Raw genomic sequence first — 24,553 nt, 5'->3', positions numbered from 1 at the left:
ACCGTCCCGGTATCGGTCGATTTCACGGTCCGGCCTCTGGACAAGTCTGCCGGAATGCTTACTTCTATAGTGCCAAAGATGGCCATAAGGGAAAGGCCCGTAAGGGATCGGCCCATGAGATATACAACGATAACCTAAACGGAGGATTCCACCCGTTAAACCACAGCAGATCATATATCAGCGAATCGAGTCGCGCCCCCGCAAAGCATAGTGTGCGCATGGACCCCCGAGGCAGAAAGCCAGGGACCGCCGGGTAATCCGGTCAGCGCACTTTTTTTGCACCTTTTTTCCGGGGACGACCTCGCCGGGCGGGCGTCTCCGACGGCTTAAGCCCTTATGGGAAAGTTTTTGATGATCTCCAACCCCAGAGTAATTTTAAAGGTTTCCCTCTGTCCGCCGAAAGCAAAAAAAAAGGACCTCCCGGCCGTAATGAGGCCGGGAGGTCCTTTTTTCGTCTGGATACGCCGGGCTAATCGGCCAGGGCGGTGCGGACGACTTCGACGAGGCGGCGGGTGTCGATGGGTTTGGTGAAGGTGTCGACCACGTCGTAGACCTTGGCGAGTTCGACGATGGCTTCAGGGTTGAAGGCTTCGCCGCCGGAGATGGCGATGAACTTGTGCGCGCTGTCGGCCTTGATCAGTTCGCCCATGACCTGGAGGCCGCCCTTCTTGGGCAGAAAGATGTCGATGATGGACAGGTCGATGGGGGTGTCGTGGCAGATGTGGATCGCTTCTTCGCCGTCAGCGGCCTCGATCACGTTAAAGCCTTCGGCCTCGAGAACCGACTTGAGCAGTTCCCGGATCATGGGGGCGTCGTCGACGACGAGGATGGTTTTCATCAAGGTGCTCCTTTACGTTTCAGAGAGGGGGGCCGCTGCCTTATCGCCTGTATCGGTCAGGTAGTCTAGCGCGGACCGGACATCCGATTCAAGGATTTTCAATTCTTTTTCGGCGGAGGCGACATCCTGTTGGCGGCAGAGGTATTCCATTTGTTCGGCGATGGCCCCGAGGCGTTGTGCACCGATGGTCCGGGCCGAGCTTTTGATGGAGTGGGCCATGCGCTTGGCGTTCTGCCAGTCGCGCTGGGCGAAGAAGTCGGCCAGCTCCTCGAGCTCGCCGGGCACGTCGCGCAGGAAGATTTCGTCCATGCGGCTTAGGAGCGACTGTTTGCCCCCGAGCATCTCCAGGGCGCTTTCGCGGTCGAACGGCTTGCCCGAGGGGACGGGCACGCGGTGTTCCTTCTCGGGTTCCGGGGCCTTGTGCGGTCGTTCGCCGGAGACCCTGGCGATGGTGTTGTAGAAGTCCCGCATCTTAATGGGCTTGGCGATGTAGTCGTCCATGCCCGCGTCCAGGAACCGTTCGCGGTCGCCCTTGAGCGCGTGGGCGGTCAGAGCCACGATGGGGATATTCGGGTTGAGCGCGCCGGAGTTGGGGTCGCGGATGGCCCGGGTGGCCGACACGCCGTCCATGATCGGCATTTGGACGTCCATGAGCACCAGGTCGAAGGGGGACTCGCGCAGGGCGTTGAGGGCCTCGATGCCGTTTTTCACGGCCAGGACCCGGTGGCCCTGTTCGCTGAGCAGGGTGGTGGCCAGCTCACGGTTGAGCGGGTTGTCGTCGGCCAGGAGCACGGTCATGGGCTCGGCTTCCGGGGGCGGGGTTTCAGCTTCGAGCCGTTCCCGTTCCTCGGCGGCCGGGTCGCCGACCTTGAGGTCGGTGGTGAAGGTGAAGGTGCTGCCCTTTCCTTCCTGGCTTTCCAGGGAGAGTTCGCCGCCCATGAGTCCGACCAGGAGCTGGCAGATGGCCAGCCCGAGGCCGGTGCCGCCGTATTTGCGGGTGATGGAGTCGTCGGCCTGGAGAAAGGACTGGAAGATGTCCCGCTGCTTGTGCTCCGGGATGCCCACGCCGGTGTCGGCCACGGAGAAGATCATGGTCACCGGGTCGCCGGGTTTGAGGCCGTGGGTGGATTCGGCGGGTCGCACGTGCACGGTCACCCCGCCGGTCTCGGTGAACTTGATGGCGTTGCCCACCAGATTGATGATGATCTGGCGCAGCCGCGAGGGGTCGCCCACCAGGGCCGGGGGCACGTCCTCGGCCACGCTGGCCCGCAGCTTGAGGCCCTTTTCCTCGGCCCCGATAAGGTGCAGGTCCATGGCCCCGCCGATGACCCGGCGCAGGTCGAAATCGATGGATTCCAGGGTCAGCCGCGAGGCCTCGATTTTGGAGAAGTCGAGGATGTCGTTGATGACGGACAAGAGCGAGTTGCCCGCCTCCATGACCCGGTGCAGGTAGCGGTCCTTGCGCTCCTGGTCATCGATGGACAGGGCCAGTTCGGACATGCCCAGAATGGCGTTGAGCGGAGTGCGGATTTCATGGCTCATGTTGGCCAGAAACGAGGATTTGGCCCGGGTGGCGGCGTCCGCCTTTTCCATGGCCGTGACCAGCCGCTGGGACTTGCTGGTCAGCTCCAGGTTGGCCTTTTCCAGTTCCTTGGTGCGTTGTTTGACGCGGTCCTCCAACTTGTCGCGGGCCTTTTTCAGGGCGTCCTCGGCCCGCTGCCTGGCGGTGATGTCGATGCCGAGCACCATGATCATGCGTTCGCCGTTGGAGTCGGTCATGGGGCTGCACTGCAGGTGGAAGGTGCGCCCCTGGTTGTCGGTCCAGTCCCATTCCACGGCCCGGTCAGTGTTCATGGCCTCCATGGGCGGGCACAGGGAGCAGGTGGTGCCCGAGCAGTTCAGGGCATCGCGGCAGTTGCGGTTCTTGGGGCTGCCGAAATACCGCCGGAAGTAGCGGTTGGCGTAGCGGATGGTCTGATCCGGGTAGAGGTGGTAGACGATGCCGGGCAGGGATTCCATGAAAAAGATCTGGCGCTGCTGTTCGCGGCGCAGGTCCTCGTCGGTGCGCCGCAGCTTGGTCAGGTCCAGGGTGTGCACGGCCAGCCGGTTGACCTCGCCCCAGGGGTTGGCCACGGGCACGATGGAGTGGACCAGGGAGCGGCCGCCGATCTCCTCTTCGAAACGCACGGCCCGCACGCTCTCGATGGCCTCCTTGATCTTGGCCCGGCGGGAGTCCGCCGCGTCGGCGGGCAGGAGCTCGTAGATGTTGGAGCGCTGCAGGCTCTGGCCCGGCTTGAGGTCGAACAGCTTGGCCGCGGCCTCGTTGGCGGCCAGCACGTATCCGCTCACGTCCATGACGAAGGCGGATTCCACCGAGGAGTCCATCAGCGCCCGGGAGGTCTCGTCCAAGGCCACGTAGGAGGTGGGTCGCGCGGGTTTTTTCTCGAAGGGCATGCTGTTCGTGGATTCGATAGGTTACTCTTGACCAAGTAGTAAGAAACCGGGCCGGTAAGGTCAACGGGAAAGCCCCTCGGACTATTATAAATGTGGCCTCCCGGCGGCTTGCCATTTCCGCCCGTTGCCGTATCGTGGGGCCGGTTCAAGGGAGGACGCATGGACCATCAGGGCACGATCATACGACCGCCGAGCGAGGCCGGGTCCGTTCTGCTTCAGGTCACCCTGGGGTGTTCGCACGGCCGGTGCGCCTTTTGCGGCGCGTACCTGGACAAGCGGTTCGCCATCAAGCCGCGCGAGACCGTGCTGGCGGACATCCTCTACGCGGCCCGCCACCTGCGCGACCTGCGGCGGGTGTTCCTGTGCGACGGGGACGCCATGATCCTGCCCCAGGCCAGGCTGACCGATATCCTGTCCCTCATCCGCGAACATCTGCCCTGGGTCACCAGGGTGGGCACCTACGCCAACGCCAAGAGCCTGAAGCGCAAGTCCGACGCGGAACTGGCCGAGCTGCGCGAGCTGGGGCTGGGCATCGTCTACATGGGCCTGGAGTCCGGCGACGACATGGTGCTCAAGGAGATGGACAAGAACGGCGACGCGGACGGCATCGTGGAGCAGGGGCGGCGCGCCAAGGCGGCCGGGTTCAAGCTCAACGTCACGGTCGTCAACGGGCTGGGCGGGGTGAAGCGGTCCATGGAGCACGCGCAGGCCACGGCCCGCGCCCTGACCCGCATGGACCCGGACCAGGTGGGGGCGCTCAGCCTGATGCTCGTGCCCGGCACCCCGCTCTTCGAGCGCGCCCGGCGCGGTGAATTCGACATACCCGACGCGTCGGGCATTCTTCGGGAGCTGCGCGAAATGCTGGCAGGGACCACCTTGACGCGCGGCCTGTTCCTGGCCGACCACGCCTCCAACTACCTGCCGCTCAAGGTCCGCCTGCCTTCGGGCAAACAGGCGGCCCTGGACCGCATCGACCAGGCCCTGGCGGGCGCGGCCCCGCTCCGGGACGAGTCGGTCCGGCGGCTCTGACCTTCCTGACAATCAGCGGATGAAAACCCCGTCCTTGACGATGTGCGCGGGGTCTTGCAGCGCGTCCGGGGTGGGCGCGCCGCGCACGGCCAGCAGGTCGGCGGCCATGCCCGGCGCGATGCGCCCCCGGTCCGTGAATCCGCAGACCCCGGCCGCCGTGGCCGTGGCCGCTTCGAGCACGGCCAGCCCGTCCAGTCCGGCCTCGGCCAGCAGGCGCATCTCGCGCACCTGCATGGACGCGTCCGTGCGCCGGTAGGGAAAGTCGTTGCCCAGGGCTATCCGCCCGCCCAGGGCGTGGAAGGCGCGCACCGGCGCGAACAGGGACGGCCCGTTCCACGGGGTGCGGGTGAACACGTCCAGGGTCGGGGTCATGACGATCCCGTCGCGGGCCATGCGTTCGAGCTGTTGCCGGTAATAGGGCACGGGCGCGCCGTCAGGGCCGAGCACGGGGCGGATTCGGCCCCGGTCGCGCCAGCGGTGCGGGACGTGCTCGATGCAGTCCGCCCCGGCGTCCAGCGCGGGCTCGAGGCCGGAAAGGTCCTCCACGTGGCAACGCACGGCCAGCCCGAGCCGGTGGGCCGCGTCGCAGATCGCCCTGGCTGTGGCCGGTTCGAACAGGGGGTACGCTTTCGGCAGGGTGCCGGGTTCGAAAGCGATCTTGATGCGTGTCGCGCCCAGGTCGGCCAGCCGTTTGACCGCGTCCGTCCCCTGCTCCGGTGAGGCGGCCTCCAGGGCGTGCTCCGGGCTGTGCACGGGCAGTGGGTAGCCGCCGGGCGGGCAGAGCATGGGCCCGCAGGCCGAGGCCGTGGCCGTTCGGCCCGGAGGCGAGGCGAGGAGCGCGGGCAGAAATTCGAGGGGCGAGGCCGCGTCGCCGATGGAGGTCACGCCGTGTTCAAGCCAGCGTTCGCGCCGCTCGCCGACGGTGTGCAGGTTGTGGCAGTGGGCGTTGATCACGCCCGGCAGGATGGAGCCGTTTTCCTGGGTGATGACCGGGCGGTCGGACACCAAGTGGGCCGGTACCACGTCCTCGATGCGGCCCGAACGGACGAGCACGGCATGGCCGGGCAGAGGCGCTCCCCGGCCGGGATGGACGGTGCCCGCCAGGGCGAAGGTCCCACTGGGCGGAGCGGCGTGGGCTAAGGGCGCGAGCAGGCTCGTTCCGGCCAGCAGGGTCAGGAACGCGCGCCGGGACAGGGCCATGGGCCGGGGCTATTCCGCGCCGGGCTTGGAGGAGAAGAAGGCGTCGGCCCAGGTGAAGGCGTGCTGGTAGCTGACGGCCACGGTGCCGGGCAGCAGGTTCAGGGCCGCCGCGCGCTCGCCGACCTCGTCCCAGTCCGAGGCCTCGATGGCCTTGGCCAAGTCCAGCCACGGGGTGAACCGGGTCTTCTTGCCGCACAGGGTGGCCTTGACCTCGTCGTCCACGGGCAGGTGGTTGGTGATCTCCTTCATGTCCGTGTCGAGCATGGCGTCCAGCAGGGAGAACAGGCCGACGATGAACAGGGTGTCCGAGTCCTCCTCGTACCCGCTGCCCAGGGCGGCGGTCTCGAAGAGCTTGGCTCGGTGGGCCGAGATGTAGGCCAGCTCAAGGGTCTTCTCCGACGGGGTCAGGTCGGTCAGGATGATCAGCCGGAGCCAGTTGCGGATGGGCTTCCACCCGGTCAGGACCACGGCCTGTTTGATGGAGGTCACCTTGGTGGCGAAGCTGAAGTTGGCGGAGTTGAGGAAGTTGAGCAGTCGGTAGCTGATGGCCACGTCCGCCTCGATGGCCGGGGCCAGGGCGTCGAAGTTGGGCTCATCCTTCTCGATGATCTCGAAGAGCTTGAGCCGGGTGGCCTTGGCCGAGCTGATCTTGCGACCGGATTCGATCTGAGGGCGCTTGAAAAAATATCCGTGGAACAGGGAGAAGCCCGCGTTCCGGGCCCGCTCCAGGTCTTCGGCGTTCTCCACCCGCTTGGCCACGAGCCGGGGTGCGCCGAACCGCTTTGCGCGGGTGACGATGGCCTCGAGATCGGCCTGGTCCTTGCCCTCCACGTCGATGAGCAGGGTGTCGGCCAGTTCCCCCAGCCGCTCGCAGCCGGGCTTGCCCTCGAAATTGTTCAGGGCCAGCTCGTAGCCGTCGAGCATCAGGTCGCCCAGGGCCACGAACAGGGCCTCGTCCGGGTCCTCGAGCTCCTCCAGGATGATGACCGTGTTGTCCCACGGGATGGCGTGGGGGATGCCCCGGACCACGGCTTCGGGCGTGAAGTGGATCAGGAACCGGGTCTTGCCGGTTCGCGGGGTGTCGCACAGCGGGAGGCTGGACACGAGGCTCATGGTCGCCTCGGAATTGTCGGTGAATACGGCGTGGTCGGCGTCTTCGCTGTCGCGGAAGAGCATCATGTAGCCCCAGGTCTCGTGCTGGGTATCGAATATGGGCTGACGGGCCACGAAGACGGATTCATAGGTCTTCTCGTCGGTCATCTGTGTCCCCTTTGGCAGGCAATCGGATCGTTCATGCGGTTCACAGGGAAACGGCACGGTACCAAGGATAGGGCGTGGAGGGACATTCGTCAACAACTCCGCACAAAAAGCGGTCGAAAACCGGAGCTCGGACGGGGGAATTCCGCTTTCCTCTTGGGCCGGACTGTATTATGGGAACCCAGGTATTGGACAGACAGCAACCACCAGGAGAGAGGTGACGCAATGCATATCGGAAAGGCCATCCGTCTGGAGAGGATTTTCAACCGCAACACCATGCGGACCATCATCGTGCCCATGGACCATGGCGTGACCGTGGGCCCCATCGCCGGGCTCGAAAAGATGCGCGACACGGTCACCAACCTGGTGGCGGGCGGGGCCAACGCGGGCCTGGTCCACAAGGGCCAGGTCAAGCTCGGCCACCGCATGCAGGGCCGCGACTTCGGCTGCATCGTCCACCTGTCGGCGGGTACCTGCCTGTCGCCGTTTCCCAACGTGAAGCGGCTGGTGACCACCGTGGAGGAGGCCATCCGGATCGGCGCGGACGCGGTCAGCGTGCACGTCAACCTGGGCGACGAGACCGAAGGGCAGATGCTCATGGACCTGGGACGGGTGGCCGCGTCCGCCTCGGAGTGGGGCATGCCCCTGCTGGCCATGGTCTACGCGCGCGGCCCAAAGGTCCCGGACGAGTATGCCCCGGACGTTGTTGCCCACTGCGCCCGCGTGGGCGCGGAGCTCGGCGCGGACGTGGTCAAGGTCAACTATCCCGGCAGCGCCGAGAGCTTCGCCCATGTGGTCGAGTGCGCGGGCGTGCCCGTGGTCATCGCGGGCGGGGCCAAGATGGACTCCACCCGCGACTTCCTGGACATGGTCCGCACCTCCCTGGACGCGGGCGGTTCCGGCCTGTCCGTGGGCCGCAACGTGTTCCAGCACCGCGACACCACCCGGCTGGTCGAGGTCCTCAACCGGATCGTCCACGAAGACGCCCCGGTGGACGAGGCCATCAAGGGGTACGAGGACATCCTCTAGCCCGGCCGCGCTCACCATCAATGCAATCAAAGCCCCTGGCGCCATTCCCGGCGTCAGGGGCTCTTTCGTTCCGGGCAAAGTCGGCAGGCCTGGTCGCTCCGGTTCGGCGCGGGCCGGTCCGGCGGCGCGTTGCCGGGCGCGTCCGCGTCACGGTCCGGCCCCAGGGCCGTGGATATGGCAAAGCCCGCCTCGCGGAGTTCGGCGGCCGTGGGCAGCTCCTCCTTCTTTTCGGCTTTTATGATGACGGCAAGGCGCATAATTCCCCCTGGATGCCCGGCCGCCCAGGAGGGCGGCAAAGCGGGCAATCGATAAATATAGAAACAACGATGCGACAGTAGGGATTGAGCCATAAAATGTCTAGTAAAAACTGACAAATTTTGCATCTAATGTCCTATTTTACTTTGAAAAATTAGTAAAATACAATTTAAGGTTTTGCTGTAGAAAACATTTTATAGAGCAGTCCGAGGAGTGTTGCATCGGCTCTGTCTGCAGGAAAGGCATAGTTGTGTAGTTCATAATGTAAAAGGCCGCGTCATGCATGGAATCACCATGCATGACGCGGCCTTTTGCAGAGCGTGTACGCCGCCTATTGGTCCTGGCTCTTGAACACGTAGAGCGGAAGCCTCGCTCGGGTCTCCCAGCCGCCGTCGGTCTTCACGGCCACGGCCAGGACGTGCTTGCCCTCGCCTTCCACCTTGAGGCCGGGCAGCTGGAAGTTCATCTTGTGCAGCATGGTTCCGGTGGGGGCGATCTCCTGCATGCCCAGGGTGATCTCCTTGCCCTCGGGCGAGACCAGGGCCAGGGAGATGGTGAACGGGCTATTGCCCGCGTTCTCCAGGTCCCACAGGCTGGCGAAGTATATGGGCGGCAGGGTGGTCGGGAAGTCCGGGACCACGGCGTGTTCGATGGTCCGGATGAACGAGGTCGAGCTTGAATCCTTGTCGATGATAAGGTCCGAGCAGATAAGGGAATAAACGAGTTCGGGCATGGTGCCTCCGTGTCAGTTTTGGTGAAGGGCGCCGCCCAGGGAGCGGCGAAGGGGCTCGGGCAGGGTGTGCGCCAGGTCCGGGTCGATGCCGGTCAGGAGCAGGGCGGCCGCAGCCTTCTGTCCGTCGCTGCCGGTGGCCAGGGCCGCGCGCAGGGCGGGCTCGGCCTGCGCGCCCATGCGCACCAGGGTGTACAGGGCCATCTGTCCCATGGGCGTGCCGGGCCGGGCCAGCAGCTTGACCAGGGCCGGGGCCGCTGCCGCGCCCAGCCGGGCGAACGGCCGGTTGGCATCCTCGCTGCCGAGCAGGGTCATTTGTCTAAAAACGAGCGCCGGGGCTGGCCCGACGAGGTCCAGGCTCTCGGCCAGGACGTGGACCAGGCGTATGTCCCGGGTCGTGAGCGCCCGGATCAGGGCCGGAACCGCGGGCATGGCCTCGGCGCCCAGGGCCCCGAGCAGCCAGGCGGCCTTGGCCTGGACCGGGGGATCGTCGCGGTCCAGCATGGCGGCCAGGGCCGGGACCGCGTCCCGTCCCATGCGGCTCAGGCACAAGGAGGCGGCCACGCGGACATTCTCATTCGGACTGGCCAGCAGCCGGGCCACGTCCGGGGCGGCCAGATCGCCGAGCCGGGCCAGGGTCAGGGCGGCCAGGAAGCGGACCGAGGGGACCGGGTCGCCCAATGCCTCGAGCAGACCGTCCAGGGCCAGTGCGGGGGCGGGTTGCAGGTTCAGCCCGTACACCGCGCCGCGCCGCACCTCGGCATCCGGGGCGTGCAACCCCTGGATCAGGCCGGGCAGGGCCGCCTGACCGTCTCGGCGCAGGGCGGACAACCCTGCGGCCCGTTCGCCTTCGTCCCGGCTGCCCAGCTGGCCCGCGATGCGCAGCCCGTCCGGTTCCGAGGCCGAGGCGGCCGGTGCCGGGACAAGGGCCAGGGTGAACAGCACTGCCGGGACGAGCCTCCGGGCCGAGAGAATGTGTCGAAAGTCCAACATCGGGCCTCCTTATTTTGAAAAGTGGCTATTTCCGGGTCATGTCGCTCCAGGCCCAGACCACGTTGCCGCCGATGGCCCCGTTGATGTCGCCGCCGAAGTCCCGGCCCAGCCGGAAGGTGGCGGGCGGGTGCTCGCGGCTGTTGTCCGAGTAGTAGATCAGCTCCAGGTCGTCGTCCAGCCGCCGGGTGCTGACCCGCCGGATGTGCGCGGCCCCGTCTTCCCCCGGTTCGCGGACGAGCATGATCTTGCCCGCCGGGCAGGGGTCGCGGTCGTCGCGGTCCACCAGGACGATGTCCCCGGGGTGCAGGGTGGGGGTCATGGACAGTTCGCCCAGGCCCACCTCCACGGCCACCAGGTTGGACCGGAAGCGGATGGACTCCTGATGCCGCCAGACCAGGACCCAGCCGTCCACGCTGCCCTCCGGGACCAGTCCGGCCGAGGCGGCCACGGCCGGGGCGGCCAGGGGCACGGCCAGGTAGTCGTCGGCCCTGGGCTCTGGCGCGCCCGCCCCGGTCCGGGCCCGGTCGGGCGGCCGGAAGCAGACCTCGCGGGCGGCGTCGGCCGGTTCGTCGCAAAAGGACAGGGTCACGCCCACGCGGTCCAGGATGTGCCCCAGGGAATCGCTGTTCAGGCCGCGCTCCCGCTTGAGGAAGCGGTTGAGCTGCGACGGGTCGACCCCGAGTTCGTCGGCCATCCGTTTGTTGTTGGGGTACCGTTTGCCCGGCCCGATCCGGTTGAGGAGCGCCTGGCGCACGTCATCGGTAAATCCCATTTCTTCCCCTTTTCTCTGTAATGGTTGTGCATCCTTATACATGAAAATTGGCAAATGTCTAAAGAGAAATGAGGAAAATGGTTGACTAGCAAATAGCCAATTGACTATACACGGCTGTAAAGTCATTGTCATAATGCAAATATGGAGGCATAACTGATGAGAAAGGTAGATATTATGCGATTGGAGAAAAGCGAGGAAGGGACCTTCGGCGTGCTCCGTCTGGACGGCCGGGTCCAGTGCGTCACTCTGGAGCCGCCCGAACGGGGCAACCGGGTGGGGGTGTCCTGTATCCCGGCCGGGACCTACACCTGCCGGAGGGTGGATTCGCCCACCTTCGGCCCGACCTTCGAGGTGGCCGACGTGCCCGGCCGCACCGCCATCCTGTTCCACCAGGGCAACGTGGCCCGTGACACGCACGGCTGTATCCTGCTCGGCAGCCGGTTCGGCAGGCTCGGCACCGAGCGCGGCGTGCTCGATTCCCGCGCGGCCTTTGCGGAGTTCCTGGACCGCTGCGCCGACGAGCGGGTCTTCCAATTCACTATCGAAGAGTAGAAGGCGGTGGCGGTATGTCGGAGATCTGTCTGAAAGGGGCGAAGGATATCTGCGAGGCGGTGGGGGAGAACCCGCGCAACATCACGGAACTTGTCCGGGACAAGGGACTGCCCGCCTGGAAGCGGGACGACAAGGGGTCGTGGCGCGCCCTGCCCGAGGATCTGCAACGGTGGATCCGCGAGCAGCGCGACCGGCACATCAGCAACTACGTGTTCAGGGAGCGCACGGAGGCGTCGCCGGATTGATTCCGGCCCGATCCTAGGCAGGATTCGCGGGCATGGCCGGAACGCTGCGCATGAGCGGCAGCCGTAGGGAGTTCCCGCCGTTCACGCCCTGGGCGCTCGGGTCGCCGTCGCGCGGGGGCACGGACAGGCGCAACCCGTCCTTTGGTTCCGCAAGGTAGAGCGCCTCGGCCTGGGCCAGCCCGTTCTCCAGCCGGTCGAGACGGGCCTGGAGCGGATTGGGCGCATGGGCCACATAGGTGTGAACCGGTGCGGACCTGCGCGGCGCGACGATTCGGACCGGTTCGCCGACAGCGGGCTCGGCGGAAGCCTTGGCGGCAACCGTCCGGACCCTGACGGCCCGCCGCACGGGGGCGGCCTTCCTTGCCGTGTTCACGGGAGCGGCCGCCTCCACCGGCTGCGTCGCACGCCGCGTTTCGGGCACGGCAACGGGCTTGGCAACGGGCCCGAGTACGTCCCCGGCGTCGGCCACGGACACCATCGGGCGCGGCGAATCGGCCATGCGAGGGCCGGACACGGCCGCGCTCAGGGCCCCTGCGAAAGCGGCCGGTTCGGGCTCGTCCCCGTCGTCCAGGAGCCAGTCGAACTTGGCCATGAAGACCTCGTCCGGGGTGCGGTCGTGGGCCCCGTATTCGTAGGAGTACTCGGCCACGGTGTAGGCCGCTCCGGCCAGTTGGGCGGCGGGCGGCCCGATCACGCCGAACACGCCCAGGGCCGCGTTGATGGCCAGGCAGCCGGGCAGGACGGTTAGCGCTCCCAGGAGCAGGATATGGCCGAGTTTCGCTCTGTGCATGCCCCATACATTGCACGGCCCGTTCCCAACCGCGCCAAGGCGTGGGAAATCAACCCGTTGCGCCGGGCGCTGTGGCGAGCCGCGCGGCCGCCGTCAAAAAAAGGTCGCTCAGGGCAGGGTGTTGAAGGAGCGGACCGTGTGCAGGAGTATGCCGTCCGGCCGGGCCAGGTCGCGGAGGCCCGCGCCCGGTTCCAGGGTGGAGACCACGGTCCGGCCGATGATTCGCCGTCCCTCGGCCCCGCCGCGCCTGGTCTTGAGCCCCCAGATGGTCTGCAGGACCACGGGCTCGCCGTCCTTGGAACCGATGTAGAGCATGATGTGCCCGGGCTTGCGCACCAGGGTCAGGAAGGGCACGCCCTTATCGAGCAGCCGCGCCTTCTTGGCTGCGTCGCTCTCCCCGTCCAGGGGCTCCACCCAGCCGAGCCTGGCCTGCTGGCTCGAATTGCGCGGCAGGAACACGCCGAACCCGGCCATCAGGTCCATGACTGTGGCCGAGCAGTCGCGGTCCGTGTACAGCCCGCCCCAGCCGTAGGGCTCGCCGAGCATGCGGTTCGCCAGCATGGCGAAGTTGTCCGGCGTGGGCGCAAGCGGCGCAGGGAGCGCGTCGCCGGACGCGACACGGGCGTAGCGGACCACGGCCCGGCCCATGACGTCCCTGGCCGGAACCATGACCGTGAGGTCGCCGTCATCGGCGTATTTCGTGTTTTCGGCCACGGGCAGCAGGGTGCCGATGAACCCCTTGAAGCGGAACTCGCCGTCCGTGTCCGTCAGGGAGACGCCCTCCCGGACAACGGCCGCGTACCGGCCCGACCGGAACGTTTGCGCGAACGCGTCGTCCACCCAGGCGATGTCTGCGCGGCGCACCCAGCCGTAGGCGAAGCGCGACTCCACCAGGACCCAGGCGCGGTCCGCGCTCTCGTGGCTGGCGTAGAGCGGCGTCCCGGCCAGGACCAGGGAGTTCTGCAGGTAGTCGAAAGGGAACCCCTCGCCCGCCTGGCCCGGGTCGGCGAAGGCGGGTTTTTCCGTGGGCAGCACCCGCATGGCGGTATTGGCCACGGCGATGGCCCGCCGGTTCAGGCTGGGATACTCGGCCACCCGTGACGCCTCGGCCATGGCGGCGAGCCAGCCCGGCTCGCGCGGCTGCAGGTTTTCGCCGTATACCGGCTTGTCCGCAAAGGCGGTCAGCCCCCAGAAGACCTTGTCCGCCGGGTATTCCGGCCGGGTCCGATCCCAGGGGTCGAAGTGGCGGGCAAGGAAGTCCGACCACGCCATCCCCTGGACCTCCGGGCCCATGAGCGGCGCATCCCCGGGCAACCCGTGGTACGCTCCGGCGTCCTGGGCGGGCAGCACAAGCGGCTGGTCCGCCCCCCGCACCGCGCACCCCGCGCCGGTCAGGAGCAGGGCCGCGAGCAGGAGCGGGAACAGAAACGCGGGCAGGCCGGGGCGACGCATGGGCTAGCCTTTCTTGAGGAATTTCTTGCCCAGGTCGAACCCCCTGCCGACCTTTTCGCCCACGGTGTGGTAGCTGCGGGTGCCGGGGGAGAAGATCAGGGGCAGGACCTTTTCCGGGTCCGGGTACTTGCCGTCGGCCAGCTTGTCCTCGTCGCACTTCACGTCCTTGATCTCGCCCACGAACATGACGTGCGCGTTGAGGTCCACGGTCTCCTTGAGCTCGCATTCGATGACCAGCGGAAATTCCTCGATGTACGGGGCGTCCACGAATTCGGCCTTGACAGGGGTCAGGCCCGTGATCGCGAATTTGTCCATCTTGTCGCCCGAGGCCATGCCCAGGAAGTCCGCCTCGGCGGCCAGCGGGGCCGAGCTCACGGACACGGTGAACGCCTTGTGCCTGAGGATGCCCTTGTAGGTGTGGCGCGACGGGCGCACGGACACGGTCAGGCAGGCCGGGTCCGAACCGCAGATGCCGCCCCAGGCCGCGATCATGGCGTTGGGCTTGCCCGCCTCGTCGTAAGAACCCACCGCCCAGACAGGAGTGGGCTGCGCCAGGGTATTGGGACCGAGGGATTTCTTCATGAGGTTCGCTCCTTGTATGCATGGGGCCTGCCGTTCCGGGCGGGCCGGGGTGAATGGAAACGTCAGCGCCCGAATCCGGACAGGCCGGGGTCGGTGCGTTCGGCGATGCGCTTAGCCAGGGCCGCGCATCGGCCGCAGGCTCGGCACGCCTTGTCGCACGCCGTGACCTGCTCGAAAAAATCGGCGGGCAGCCCATGGTTGGGGATGTACACCCGCTCGGCCAAATCGCCCATGGCGTCCATCAGGTCCAGCAGATTGCCTTCGTACGTCCCCTCCGCATACGCGGCCACCGCGCGCATGAGAAAATCCGCACCCCGGTTGCGCCCGCAGACTTTGAGTCCGTGGACCACACCCGTGTAGCGGTCCGCGTCCTCGGGCCGGATGAACGGCGAGGCGAGCATCAGTCCCGGCTCGTCAAGCATGCGCCGTACGCACCCGAACTCCCGGTTCATGGCAAAGGTCCGGTCCCCGCACAGTCCCTCCACCACCAGCGCGATGTGCGCGTCGTGGGCGGGCTTGTACGGGCATTGGTACAGGCACCCTTCGTTTGCCAGCAGGAACAGGCGCACATCCGCATGCCGGGCGCGCAGCCCATGGACCAGCCCGCTCAGCCCTTCCGGGTCGCGATTCAATGCCCGGTCCGCCACCAGCCTGGACGGCGGCCGGAACGCGGTCCCCGCGATCATGTCCAGCAGGGCGAAGACCCTGGCCGGCGAATCCGGCATGGCGTTGACGCTCGGCACCGCCTCCAGCCGTTCGCACACCCCGGGCCGGGCGTCGGACAAAGCCTGCAACCAATACGCGTCCGCGAACACCACTCCGGTCAACCCGGCCTCGTCCGCGAGCCGCTCCAGCAGATCGGCGGTCGCGTCCAGGCTTCCCGCGTAGAAATACCGCTCCGGCTGGTGCAGCCGCCCGTTCATCAGCAGGAACCGGTTCACGCCCTCCAGCCGGTTCAGGCCGCGCACGACCTTCCCGACATCCGTCTCGGCCAGCCGTTGCCGGGCGTCCGGCACGCGCGGGTCGGACAGCGAGAAGTGGACCGACGCGAGCCGGTCGGACCGATCGCGCAAAAAAGCCGTATAATCGGCGTGGGGCAAAAAAGGTACGTCCAGCAGCATACCCTGTTCTCACCCCCCGAGCGGTTCGCGTCAAGCGTCCTGTCGCAAAGCCCGGTCCAGGTCCGCCTTCAAATCCTCCACGTCCTCGATGCCCACGGAATAGCGGATCAGGCTCTCGGGGATGCCCATGGCCGCGCGTTCCTCCCTGGTGCACTCTACATGGCTCGTGGTCGCGGGCGGCCCGGCGATGGTCTCCACCGCGCCCAGGTTGGCCGCGCGCCGCGCCAGCTTCAGCCCGGACAGCACCCGGCAGGCGTCCGCATACGTCCCGCCCTTGGCCACAAAGCTCAACATCCCGCCGAACCCGCGCATCTGCCTGCGCGCGATCTCGTGGCCCGGATGGGACGCAAGCCCCGGATAAAACACCTTCTCCACTCCCGGATGCCCCTCCAGGAACCGGGCGATCTCCAGGGCGTTGGCGTTCTGCCGCTCGATGCGCAGGTGCAGCGTCTTCATGCCGCGCAGCAGCAGGTACGCGCTCATGGGCTCCAGCACGTTGCCCACGATCTCGCGGTACGAATAGATGGTCTTGATCAGCCCGGCGCCGCCCACGGCCACGCCGCCCAAGGCGTCCGCGTGCCCGCCCAGATACTTGGTCGCGCTGTGCAGCACCAGGTCCGCGCCCAGGGCCAGCGGATTCTGGTTCACCGGCGTGGCAAAGGTGTTGTCCGCCATGACCACGGCCCCCACCGCCTTGCCCGCCCTGGCCAGCCGTTCGATGTCCAGCACCTTGATGGTCGGGTTGGTCGGGGTCTCCAGGTACAGCACCGTGCACCCCTTGGCCACCTCGGCCTCGATGGCCGCGTGGTCCGCGGTGTCGCACAGGGTCACGTCCACGTTGATTCGGGGCAGGAATTCCGAGAACATCCGGTTCGTGCCGCCATAGGTGTCCTTGACCGAGACCACCCTGTCGCCCGGCTTCAGCAGTGCGAACAGCGCGTTGGAAATGATGCCCATGCCGGACGAGGCGCTTGTGGCCGCCTCGCCGCCCTCCAGCAGCCGGACCTTCTCCTCGAACACCTCCACCGTGGGGTTGGTGTTGCGCGTGTAAATGTGCCCCGGCCGGTTGCCCAAAGCCACGTCCAGCCATTCGTCCATGTCATCAAAGCCGAACGACACGCTGTGCACCACCGGCACCTGCGTGGCGTTGCCCTCGAACAACTTGTCCTCGCCGCCCCAGACCGCCTCGGTCCCCATGGCGTGTTTTCTTTCCCGGCTCATAGGCCCTCCCGGATGTATTCCATAATGATCGCGGAGAAATACCAAAGTAGAGCACGGGAAACAAGCGCGGGAGGGCGGGGATGGAAGATGCCTCCGGCGGCTGGGGCGCTGCCCCAGACCCCGCCAGGGGGAACCCTTTGAAAAGGGTTCCCCCTGGCCCCCCTCCCAAACGTTTTATGTCGCCTGCGGCGAAGGTGCGAGCGCGGTGTGACGAGGTGCTTAACAGGAGGACGGAAGTAGCTCGGCCCGGTGGTGTCCCGAAGAGTTCGCGCCGGAAGGCCATGGTGTATGGAGGGCCGTCCGGCGCGAACCCTTCGGGACGGTTGCCAACGCCGCAGGCTAGCGTGGTCGGAACTCGTGAAATGGGTTTCGCGGCGTTTTGTGACTACGGGAGAAGCGGGGGGGGCTTTTGTGGCCATGCCTTCTTTAAATACAACCCCGCGATTTCGGGCACGGCGGAAGGCGTTCCTTGCCAGCCTTTCGCGCCCGCACGCCCCTGAGCGAAGCGAACATGGGATTCTTAAGGCCCTCGGCCTTAAGCGGGGCCGCGTCGGGTCTTAGGCCGAGCTTGCTCGGTCTTAGAGCCGTCGACAGCAGCGATAGGACAGCGCCCTGGTCTCTCCGAAGGAGACCGCCGGTAGGCCCGCCGGAGGCATCCCCCTACAAGTATTGCCCCACCCAGGCCGCGATGTCTCGGGCGTTCATGGCCCCGGACTGGCGGGCGGCTTCCTGTCCGTTTTTGAACAGGATGAGGGTGGGCACGGCCTGGATGCCGTAGCGTCCGGCGATGGCCTGTTCGGCCGAGGTGTCTATTTTGGCCAGCCGGACCTGGGGGAACAGGGTTTTGGCGGCGTCGGCGAACTGGGGGCCCATCATCAGGCAGGGGCCGCAGGTGGGCGAGTAGAAGTCCACCAGGGTGGGCACCTGGGATTTGGCGATGTGGCGGTCGAAGGTCGAGCCCACGAGTTCGAGGGGATGGTCGTCAAAGACCTTGTCGCGGCATTTGCCGCAGGTGGCTTCGGCCTCACGGCCGGTCTGGACGCGGTTGATGGCCCCGCAGTGCGGGCAGACGATGAGTCGATTGTCGGTGGTCATGGTGTTCCTCCGTTGGTGTCGTACGGAAGAAAAATAAGCATGAAACCGCGCGGGGCAAGGGCGGGAATCAGGCCAGGAGCAGGAACGAGGCCGTGGCCCGGGCCACTTCGCGGTCGTCGGACGAAGCGGTGGCCTCGACGAACAGGACGCGGCCGCCGCGTTTGATGACGCGGGCCTCGCAGGTCAGGCCCGAGCCGGGTCTGACTGCGCGCAGGTAGCTGACGGACAGGTCCACGGTGGTGGTGCGCTGGCCGGGTTCATTGCCACCGAGCACGGCGTGGGCCATGGTCTCGTCGAGCAGGGTGGCCAGCACGCCGCCCGCGACCATGCCCGCGCCCTGGGTCAGTTCCGGGCGAAAGGGCAAGCGCAGCACGGCTCGGTCCGGTTCGATGGCGTCGACAACAATGCCGAGGAAGGTGAAGAGGTTGTTCACGGTCTGGCCCGGCTGGCGGACCGCATCGAGGTAGGATTGGGGCATTGGGCTAATCACTCCGGCCGGTTGTCAGCCGCGCCTCCATGTCCCGGCGCAGCCTGGTGAGCAATTCCACGGTGCCGTCCATGTCGTCGGGAAAGGCGCCGGGCTCCAGTTCGAGGGTAATGTATCCGCCGTAGCCCCGTTTGCCAAGGCGGGCCAGGAAATCGTCCAGAGGCAACGCGCCCTTGCCCGGCGCGAGGTGCTCGGTATAGCCCACGGCGTCGGAGAAATGGACGTTGTAGAGCAGACCGAGCGGCACTTTATCTATGGCATCCAGCACGTTGCGGCCGGACACGCCCATGTGGCAGACGTCGAAGGTCAAGCCCACGTTCTTGTCCCGGCACTGGGCCATGAGCTTGTCCAGCGGGTCGCGGCCGAACGGCGAGGACTCGGCCCACGGCATGTTTTCCAGCGAGAAGCGGATGCGCCCCTTGGCGTCCAGGAGCAACGGCAGGTCCACGGCCTTTTCGAACCAGCGGTTCTGGATCATGTTGGCCAGCCGCGAGCCGGGCGGATGCATGACGATGTGGTCCGCCTCGGGCAGGGAGTTGGCCAGGGCCGTGGTCGCGCGCCAGGAATTGAGATGTCCGCCCCAGGCCGCCCAGTCTCGGAACGGCGCGTGCAGGCTGCGGATGGGCAGGATGTCGCTGACGGCCGTCAGCCCGGCCTGCGGGTCGAGCTTGGGCGAGTTCATGATCAGCTCCATGCCAGCGAACCCGGCCTCCCGGCCGATGCGCGCCACAAGCTTGAGCGGCAGGTGGAACAAACATCCCGCCGACAGCAGAATCTGGGGGCCGCCCGGGCCGACTGCGTCTTCTCCCATGCCTGCACCATACGACAACTCCAGGTCCAGGCAATGAAATATCGGGGAAGGGCGAAATCCGGCGGGTAAACGGCGGCAAATAGCGTCCGGCGTCCGTTCGCCGCGAGAATGCAGCCTGCCGCGACCCGCCTCGCCGCCCCGGTCCATTACGATTTGTCCGAGCCGAGTGCGGAAGCGGCAACAAAAAAGCCGCTGAACAAATCGGCGGCTTTCATCAGTCTTAAATTATGATGGAAATGACTTATCGTAGCTTATCGATATTTACTTTGTCGGCGACTTTTCGATGAGGTCGACCAGGACCAGCGCCCAGGCCATGTCGCGTTTGTTGTCCTCGGTCATGGCGTCCAGGAGCCATTCCTTGAGCGGCTTGATGGACGCCTTGAGCCGGGCCGGGCCCAGGTCCTCCACCCGGTAGGCCGCGTCCAGGGCGTCCAGGCACAACGCGTCGAACATCTGGTCGGACCCGTCCGCGTGCCGGGCCGCGCGCAACGACGCATGGTAGGCCGCGATCTCCCGGACCTTCAACAGCCCGAAAACCACCGCCTCCAGCTGCGTGTAGTCCCGGCCCCATATCTCCGCACCCCGGATCTCCGGCCGCTCCAATGCCCGGCCGCGCTCCTCGCGCCGGTCCAGCGTGCGCCGGAATTCCTCCAAGGCCACCACGTTTCCCATATCCGCTCCTTTTTCCAAACGCTGTCCCTTCTCTTTTCGGCCCTTCTTCATATTTCTTAAGGTACTTGTTGACCCTTGGCGAGGAAGGGAATGCCTCCGGCGGCTGGTGCGCTGCCCCAGACCCCGCCAGGGAACCTTTTGGAAAAAGGTTCCCTGGACCCTCCCAAACTTTTTGTGTGCCTTCGGCAGGTGTGCGGACGCGGGAAGGCGGCATGTTGCGCGGGAAGGGTGGGAGTAGCTTGGCTGGGCGGTGTCCCGAAGCGTTCGCGCCGGACGTCCACGGGCCTCGGAGGGCCGCCCGGCGCAAACGCTTCGGGACGGTTGCCAACGCCGCAGGCGGGCGTGGGCGACGCTCGGGGAATGGGTTTTGCGGCGTTTTGCGACTGCGGGCGGAGTGGGTGTGCTTCGGGGCTATTCCCCCGAAATCGCTCACCGGCATGGCGGAAGGTGTTCTCGTCTTGGCTTTCCGCCGCCGCACGCCCTTCGCCGCAGGCGACAGAAAAAGTTTTGGAGATCCCTAAGAACCTTTTTCTCAAAAGGTTCTTAGGCCGTCGGAGACGCCGCCCGGCGAGGGCCCGCCGGAGGCATCCTCCTCCCCGCTGTCCTTCGCAAACGGCAGGAGGCCGCTCCTTGCGGGGCGGCCTCCTAGATTTGGAAAAAGGCAGAGATCGTCGGTAAGATATGACTATATTACGCGTGGATATAGATCAAGTAACTTATCGGCCTTTTATCGAAAAAAGTGTTTTTCGAGGTTCTTCCGGGGGTTAGATGACCTTGTGGACGGAATCCACGGCCCAGTAGACGACGTCGAAGGTGTCGGCGAGGTCCTGCTTGAGGCGTTTGAACTCGGGCTTTTCCATGTCGCGGATGCGGATGTAGACGTTCTTGAACCCTTCGGATTCGGGCACGTTGTGGGTCATGATGGACATGATACGCGCGCCGTGGTCCTTGAGGAAGGCGAGAACCGGGCGCAGGCTGCCGGGCGCGGTGGAAAGGCGCAGGCAGAACTGCGCGCCGCCCTCGTAGACGCCGGAAATTTCGACCAGGACCTTGAAGATGTCGGTATCGGTGATGATGCCCACGACCTTGTTTTCCTCGTCCACCACGGGCAGGCCGCCGAAGTTGCCTTCGAGCATGAGCACGGCGGCCTTTTCCACGGTCTCGGTGTCGCGGATGGTGACCACCTTCTTGGTCATGATGTCCCCGACCTTAATCTCGGAGAGCAGGTAGTACAGCTCGTGCACATCCAGGGTGGTGGCCTTGGACGGGGAGGCGTCCTTGACGTCGCGGTCCGAGACGATGCCTATGATGACGCCGTTCTCATCGACTACGGGAAGGCGGCTGATGGACTTGTCCTTCATCAGTTTGGAGGCCTTCATCATGGAGCGCTCGGGGGTGATGGTGACGACGTCGGTGCTCATCCAGTTGACTACCAGCATAGGGGTATTCCTCCTTGGTTAACCGACCTCGCCCGGCCGGATACAATCGATATTCTGAGCTATTCTTAACGATTCCCGCGCCATTTGGCTAGTCCCGGGACGCTTTTTTCGCGCGCCGGGCGGGTCCGGTCGGCTACCCCGGCCGCGCGAACCCCGTCAAGATGATTTTTTATACCATTGAGTTGTTTTTTCCTGCCGATCGTTCCCGAAACCCGGTTTTGCCGAAAACCGGGGCTATGCTGTCCCGGACCGGGGTGGCGTACGCAACCATCAAAGACATGGAGAACGGCATGATACCGATTATCGGAGCCGTGGCGGGACTGCTGACCACGGTGGTGGATGGAGTGGCGGACCACCTCAAGGGCAAACAGGAGTTGAAAAAGGCGGTCATGGAGAACCGGATGCGGCTGGCCCGGTCGGACCGGGAATTCAATCATGACTGGGAGATGAAGCAGCTGGAGAACGCGGGCTGGAAGGACGACGTGCTCTTCTTCGCCTGGATAGGCTTCTTCATCTGGTCCGGGGCGGACCCCGAGGGCGCGGGCGAGGTCATCCGCTCCTGGGAGGCGCTGCCCGACTGGTTTTTGCAGATCACCTTCTGGATCGTGGCCGCCGTGCTCGGGGTCAAGAAGATCGGCGACTACCTGCCCGGCGCGGTGCGCGGCCTCAAGGACGCCTTCGGAGGCGGCAAATGACGGCCATGGAGAGACAGGACCTGCAGGACCTTCTGGTCCGCATCGACGAGAGGGTCAAGGCCATCCAGGTGGCCATCCGCGAGATCAACGAGACCCGGCAATGCGCGGGCAACCGGGAGAAAATACGGCTGTTGGAGCGGCTGGTCTGGGGCAGCGTGGCGGGCGTGGCCGCCATGGGCGGACGGATGCTCTTCGAGGTGCTGCGATGAGCCTAGGGGTAGGTTTTGTCCCGGTACTGCCGCAGCTGGTCCGCGTACTGGGCGGCCAGGAAGTCGTCGCCCTGGGCGCGCGCCATGGCCAGGGCCTTTTCCACGGCCGCGATGGCCTGGTCCATCTCCCCTGCACCGGCCAGGGCCTCGCCCAGCAGCCCGTACAGGGCGCTCTGTCCCGGCTCCAGCTGGGTGGCCCGCTGGTAGTCCCGCGCGGCGTCCTTGAACCGCCCGAGCTTGAGCAGGGCCTGGCCCCGCGCGGAGAGCAGCCCGACGTTGTCCGCGTCCAGGATGTACGCCTGGGAAAGGTCGCTCAGGGCGGCCTCGTAGTCCTTCCGGGCCAGGTAGGCCATGCCCCGGTTGTAGTTGGCCTCCAGGTTGGCCGGGTTCAGCGCCAGGGCGCTGCCGAAGTCGTCGATGGCCTCGTCCTCGCGGCGCAGTTGCACGTAGCACAGCCCGCGCCGGACAAACGCCTCGGCCACGGACGGGTCGTGCCGGATGACCTCGGTGAAGTCCCGCGCCGCCTCACGGAACCGCCCCAGGTTCAGGAGGATGGAGCCGCGCGTGTAGTGCGCCTGCACGTGGTCCGGCTTCAGCTCGATGGCCCGGTTCACGTCGGCCAGGGCCTCGTTGGCCCGTCCCTTGGAAAACAGGATGGTCGCCCGCTGGTAGCGCGCATTGGCCAGGTCCGGGTCCAGGTCCAGGGCCTGGTTCAGGTAGACCAGCGCGGTGTCCGCGTCCAGGAACTCGCCGTCGTGCTGAAGCTGCATGGCCTCGGACAACGCATCGGCCGCCCGGGCCTCGCGCCGCTGCGCGGCCAGCTCCTCGGCAGTGGGCGGGTGCGCGGGCGGAGTTTGCTTCTCCGCGCAGCCCGGCGCGGCCAGGATCAGGCAGAGAAGAACAATCAGGGCGTACGTTCGCATGGCCGTGGAATACCCTTGGCCCGCATTGCCCGTCAACATAAGCGAGGAAAGAATGTCCAGTGATCTGTATGTGCCCAGGGAACACCAGGCCAGGATCGAGGCCGAACTCGGCCGCTTTTCGGTCCTGGTCTGCCACCGCCGGTTCGGCAAGACCGTGCTGTCCGTCAACCGGCTCATCCGCGCGGCCAGGGCCACCCGCCGTGACGACTGGCGCGGGGCCTACATCGCCCCCCTGTACCGCCAGGCCAAGACCGTGGTCTGGGACGAGCTCAAGCGCTACTGCGGCCTGGGCATGGACGGCTGCACCGTCAAGTTCAACGAGTCCGAGCTGCGCGCCGACTTCGACAACGGGGCGCGCATCCGCCTGTTCGGGGCCAACAACCCGGACTCCCTGCGCGGCATGTACCTGGACGGCGTGGTCTTCGACGAGGTGGCCCAGATGCCCCTGCGCGTCTGGACCGAGGTCATCCGGCCCGCCCTGTCCGACCGCCGGGGTTGGGCCATGTTCATCGGCACCCCACGCGGCAAGAACGCGCTCTACGAGATATGGGAAAAGGCCAGACTCGACCCGGACTGGCTGGCCGCCATGTACCGCGCCTCCGAGACCGGGATCATCCCCGTGGGAGAACTGGACGCCAGCGCCCGCGAGATGTCGCCCGAGGAATACGAGCAGGAGTTCGAATGTTCCTTCACCGCCGCCATCCGGGGCGCCTACTTCGGCCAGCTTTTGGCCGACGCCGACCGCGAGGGCCGCGTCACCGCCGTGCCCATGGACCCCAGCATGCCCGTGCACACCGCCTGGGACCTGGGCATGTCCGACTCCACCTCCATCTGGTTCGTCCAGGCCCGGCCCGGCGGCACCTTCGCGGTGGTGGACTACTACGAAGCCAGCGGCGAGGGCCTGGACCACTACGCCAAGATCCTGGACGCCAAAGGGTACAAGTACGGCACCCACATCGCGCCACACGACATCCGCGTACGCGAACTGGGCACCGGCAAGTCGCGCCTGGAAGTGGCCCGGTCGCTCGGCATCCGCTTCGACATCGCCGCCAACATCCCCATCCAGGACGGCATCAACGCTGTGCGCACCATCCTGCCGCGCTGCTGGTTCGACGAAACCCGCTGCGCGACGGGCATCGAGGCCCTGCGCCACTACCGGCGCTCCTTCAACGACCGGACCGCCGACTTCTCGGCCCACCCCCTGCACGACTGGACCAGCCACGCCGCCGACGGCTTCCGCTACTTCGCCGTGGGCTTCCGCCAACCCGAGCCCGGCCCGCGCCCGTCCCGGACCGCCAACAACTACAACCCCTTCGGAGGCACCCATGCCCGTGACTGAGACCGCCATCCGGCCCGCCGTCCTGGACAGCTTCCCTGAAACCGGCCCCTACCGCTGGCTCGAACTCGCCGATACCCACGGTTCCTACGCCGCCTGCGCTATCGCCGAACGCCCGGATTACCTCGAACTGCACATCACCGTGACCCGCTGGGGACCCAAGACCCGGCGGACCCTGGCCCGCGACCTCGAATGGCTCAAAGGCGAAGCCCGTCGACTCGGCCTGCCCAAGATCATGGGCGTGCGCGCCAACGACCAGGGCCGGTTCGACGAAAAGCTCTTTCGCTTCGCCCGGCTGTACGGCTTCGGGGAGATGTGCGTCTACCAGACGGCGAGCCTGGCCGTGGATTAGGGGGGCTGGAGATG

Annotated in this window: 27 protein-coding genes; 8 read left to right on the top strand and 19 right to left on the bottom strand. The window is 66.3% G+C overall.

The window, feature by feature from the left end; all coding sequences use genetic code 11:
* Nucleotides 1–469 precede the first annotated feature (469 nt).
* Nucleotides 470–838: a response regulator gene (locus tag ACR42D_RS18555; RefSeq protein ID WP_484568272.1), complete on the bottom strand. Its 369-nt coding sequence runs from the start codon at nt 836–838 to the stop codon at nt 470–472.
* A gap of 12 nt (nt 839–850) precedes the next feature.
* The gene (locus ACR42D_RS18550; protein ID WP_484568271.1) at nt 851–3,292 is read right to left on the bottom strand and encodes a PAS domain-containing hybrid sensor histidine kinase/response regulator; all 2,442 of its coding nucleotides are present in this window, start codon (nt 3,290–3,292) and stop codon (nt 851–853) included.
* Between the two features lie 159 nt (nt 3,293–3,451).
* Here ACR42D_RS18550 and ACR42D_RS18545 point away from each other — a divergent pair, with 159 nt between their 5' ends.
* Complete coding sequence (locus tag ACR42D_RS18545) at nt 3,452–4,321, top strand: radical SAM protein (protein WP_484568270.1); 870 nt, start codon at nt 3,452–3,454, stop codon at nt 4,319–4,321.
* 12 nt (nt 4,322–4,333) lie between these two features.
* On the opposite strand, the gene ACR42D_RS18540 is transcribed toward ACR42D_RS18545, so the two are convergent.
* Both ACR42D_RS18540 and ACR42D_RS18535 read right to left on the bottom strand, forming a co-directional pair.
* Complete coding sequence (locus ACR42D_RS18540) at nt 4,334–5,521, bottom strand: amidohydrolase family protein (protein WP_484568269.1); 1,188 nt, start codon at nt 5,519–5,521, stop codon at nt 4,334–4,336.
* Between the two features lie 9 nt (nt 5,522–5,530).
* Nucleotides 5,531–6,781, bottom strand: coding sequence for an EAL and HDOD domain-containing protein (locus ACR42D_RS18535; protein ID WP_484568268.1), 1,251 nt, complete (start codon nt 6,779–6,781; stop codon nt 5,531–5,533).
* Between the two features lie 222 nt (nt 6,782–7,003).
* Between ACR42D_RS18535 and ACR42D_RS18530 the strand changes: the two genes are divergently transcribed.
* Complete coding sequence (locus ACR42D_RS18530; RefSeq protein WP_484568267.1) at nt 7,004–7,807, top strand: 2-amino-3,7-dideoxy-D-threo-hept-6-ulosonate synthase; 804 nt, start codon at nt 7,004–7,006, stop codon at nt 7,805–7,807.
* A 53-nt stretch (nt 7,808–7,860) separates the two neighbouring features.
* Here the strand turns inward: ACR42D_RS18530 and ACR42D_RS18525 are convergent, their stop codons facing one another.
* The 4 genes from ACR42D_RS18525 to ACR42D_RS18510 all read right to left on the bottom strand — a co-directional run bounded on the left by ACR42D_RS18525 (nt 7,861) and on the right by ACR42D_RS18510 (nt 10,557).
* Nucleotides 7,861–8,064: a hypothetical protein gene (locus ACR42D_RS18525; RefSeq protein ID WP_484568266.1), complete on the bottom strand. Its 204-nt coding sequence runs from the start codon at nt 8,062–8,064 to the stop codon at nt 7,861–7,863.
* A 329-nt stretch (nt 8,065–8,393) separates the two neighbouring features.
* Nucleotides 8,394–8,795, bottom strand: coding sequence for a DUF6941 family protein (locus tag ACR42D_RS18520; protein ID WP_484568265.1), 402 nt, complete (start codon nt 8,793–8,795; stop codon nt 8,394–8,396).
* 12 nt (nt 8,796–8,807) lie between these two features.
* Nucleotides 8,808–9,785: a HEAT repeat domain-containing protein gene (locus ACR42D_RS18515; protein WP_484568264.1), complete on the bottom strand. Its 978-nt coding sequence runs from the start codon at nt 9,783–9,785 to the stop codon at nt 8,808–8,810.
* A gap of 25 nt (nt 9,786–9,810) precedes the next feature.
* On the bottom strand, nt 9,811–10,557 hold the full coding sequence (locus ACR42D_RS18510) for a S24 family peptidase (RefSeq protein WP_484568263.1): 747 nt from the start codon (nt 10,555–10,557) through the stop codon (nt 9,811–9,813).
* Nucleotides 10,558–10,731: 174 nt separating this feature from the next.
* Here ACR42D_RS18510 and ACR42D_RS18505 point away from each other — a divergent pair, with 174 nt between their 5' ends.
* The gene (locus tag ACR42D_RS18505) at nt 10,732–11,109 is read left to right on the top strand and encodes a DUF5675 family protein (protein ID WP_484568262.1); all 378 of its coding nucleotides are present in this window, start codon (nt 10,732–10,734) and stop codon (nt 11,107–11,109) included.
* A 14-nt stretch (nt 11,110–11,123) separates the two neighbouring features.
* Complete coding sequence (locus ACR42D_RS18500) at nt 11,124–11,354, top strand: DNA-binding protein (protein ID WP_484568261.1); 231 nt, start codon at nt 11,124–11,126, stop codon at nt 11,352–11,354.
* Nucleotides 11,355–11,367: 13 nt separating this feature from the next.
* Here ACR42D_RS18500 and ACR42D_RS18495 read toward each other — a convergent pair whose 3' ends face one another.
* The 10 genes from ACR42D_RS18495 to ACR42D_RS18450 all read right to left on the bottom strand — a co-directional run bounded on the left by ACR42D_RS18495 (nt 11,368) and on the right by ACR42D_RS18450 (nt 21,024).
* Nucleotides 11,368–12,144 carry a hypothetical protein gene (locus tag ACR42D_RS18495; protein ID WP_484568260.1) on the bottom strand — a complete coding sequence of 259 codons (777 nt, stop codon included), beginning with the start codon at nt 12,142–12,144 and terminating at the stop codon, nt 11,368–11,370.
* Between the two features lie 108 nt (nt 12,145–12,252).
* Nucleotides 12,253–13,596 carry an SH3 domain-containing protein gene (locus ACR42D_RS18490; RefSeq protein ID WP_484568259.1) on the bottom strand — a complete coding sequence of 448 codons (1,344 nt, stop codon included), beginning with the start codon at nt 13,594–13,596 and terminating at the stop codon, nt 12,253–12,255.
* A 3-nt stretch (nt 13,597–13,599) separates the two neighbouring features.
* Nucleotides 13,600–14,178, bottom strand: coding sequence for a flavin reductase family protein (locus ACR42D_RS18485; protein WP_484568258.1), 579 nt, complete (start codon nt 14,176–14,178; stop codon nt 13,600–13,602).
* A 62-nt stretch (nt 14,179–14,240) separates the two neighbouring features.
* Nucleotides 14,241–15,299, bottom strand: a complete 1,059-nt coding sequence (locus ACR42D_RS18480; protein ID WP_484568257.1) for a hypothetical protein — start codon at nt 15,297–15,299, stop codon at nt 14,241–14,243.
* 30 nt (nt 15,300–15,329) lie between these two features.
* Nucleotides 15,330–16,520, bottom strand: a complete 1,191-nt coding sequence (locus ACR42D_RS18475; protein ID WP_484568256.1) for a cystathionine gamma-synthase family protein — start codon at nt 16,518–16,520, stop codon at nt 15,330–15,332.
* A gap of 660 nt (nt 16,521–17,180) precedes the next feature.
* Nucleotides 17,181–17,615, bottom strand: coding sequence for a thioredoxin family protein (locus tag ACR42D_RS18470; RefSeq protein WP_484568255.1), 435 nt, complete (start codon nt 17,613–17,615; stop codon nt 17,181–17,183).
* A 67-nt stretch (nt 17,616–17,682) separates the two neighbouring features.
* Entirely contained in the window at nt 17,683–18,093 is a 411-nt protein-coding gene (locus tag ACR42D_RS18465) for a PaaI family thioesterase (protein ID WP_484568254.1), read from the bottom strand.
* A 4-nt stretch (nt 18,094–18,097) separates the two neighbouring features.
* Nucleotides 18,098–18,913, bottom strand: a complete 816-nt coding sequence (locus tag ACR42D_RS18460; RefSeq protein WP_484568253.1) for a sugar phosphate isomerase/epimerase family protein — start codon at nt 18,911–18,913, stop codon at nt 18,098–18,100.
* A 261-nt stretch (nt 18,914–19,174) separates the two neighbouring features.
* Nucleotides 19,175–19,585: a hypothetical protein gene (locus ACR42D_RS18455; RefSeq protein WP_484568252.1), complete on the bottom strand. Its 411-nt coding sequence runs from the start codon at nt 19,583–19,585 to the stop codon at nt 19,175–19,177.
* A gap of 764 nt (nt 19,586–20,349) precedes the next feature.
* Entirely contained in the window at nt 20,350–21,024 is a 675-nt protein-coding gene (locus ACR42D_RS18450) for a CBS and ACT domain-containing protein (protein WP_484568251.1), read from the bottom strand.
* Between the two features lie 290 nt (nt 21,025–21,314).
* On the opposite strand from ACR42D_RS18450, the gene ACR42D_RS18445 reads away from it, so the two are divergent.
* Both ACR42D_RS18445 and ACR42D_RS18440 read left to right on the top strand, forming a co-directional pair.
* Nucleotides 21,315–21,719, top strand: coding sequence for a hypothetical protein (locus tag ACR42D_RS18445; protein ID WP_484568250.1), 405 nt, complete (start codon nt 21,315–21,317; stop codon nt 21,717–21,719).
* A complete protein-coding gene (locus tag ACR42D_RS18440; protein WP_484568249.1) occupies nt 21,716–21,928 on the top strand; it encodes a hypothetical protein in 213 nt (70 codons plus the stop codon). Before ACR42D_RS18445 ends, ACR42D_RS18440 begins: the two co-directional genes overlap by 4 nt.
* Before the next feature lie 2 nt (nt 21,929–21,930).
* Here the strand turns inward: ACR42D_RS18440 and ACR42D_RS18435 are convergent, their stop codons facing one another.
* Nucleotides 21,931–22,851, bottom strand: a complete 921-nt coding sequence (locus tag ACR42D_RS18435) for a tetratricopeptide repeat protein (protein ID WP_484568248.1) — start codon at nt 22,849–22,851, stop codon at nt 21,931–21,933.
* Nucleotides 22,852–22,903: 52 nt separating this feature from the next.
* Between ACR42D_RS18435 and ACR42D_RS18430 the strand changes: the two genes are divergently transcribed.
* Together ACR42D_RS18430 and ACR42D_RS18425 are read left to right on the top strand one after the other, a co-directional pair.
* Entirely contained in the window at nt 22,904–24,190 is a 1,287-nt protein-coding gene (locus ACR42D_RS18430; RefSeq protein ID WP_484568247.1) for a terminase large subunit domain-containing protein, read from the top strand.
* Nucleotides 24,177–24,539 (top strand): hypothetical protein, encoded by a 363-nt coding sequence (locus ACR42D_RS18425; protein ID WP_484568246.1) that lies wholly within the window; start codon nt 24,177–24,179, stop codon nt 24,537–24,539. The genes ACR42D_RS18430 and ACR42D_RS18425 overlap by 14 nt, the downstream gene beginning before the upstream one ends.
* Nucleotides 24,540–24,553 lie beyond the last annotated feature (14 nt).

It is taken from the genome of Pseudodesulfovibrio sp. lm2024, from assembly GCF_051175575.1.
GTDB classification, from domain to species: Bacteria; Desulfobacterota; Desulfovibrionia; order Desulfovibrionales; family Desulfovibrionaceae; genus Pseudodesulfovibrio; species Pseudodesulfovibrio caledoniensis.
Note: the sequence above shows the minus strand (reverse complement) of the source record. Positions and strands in the feature narration are given on the sequence as shown.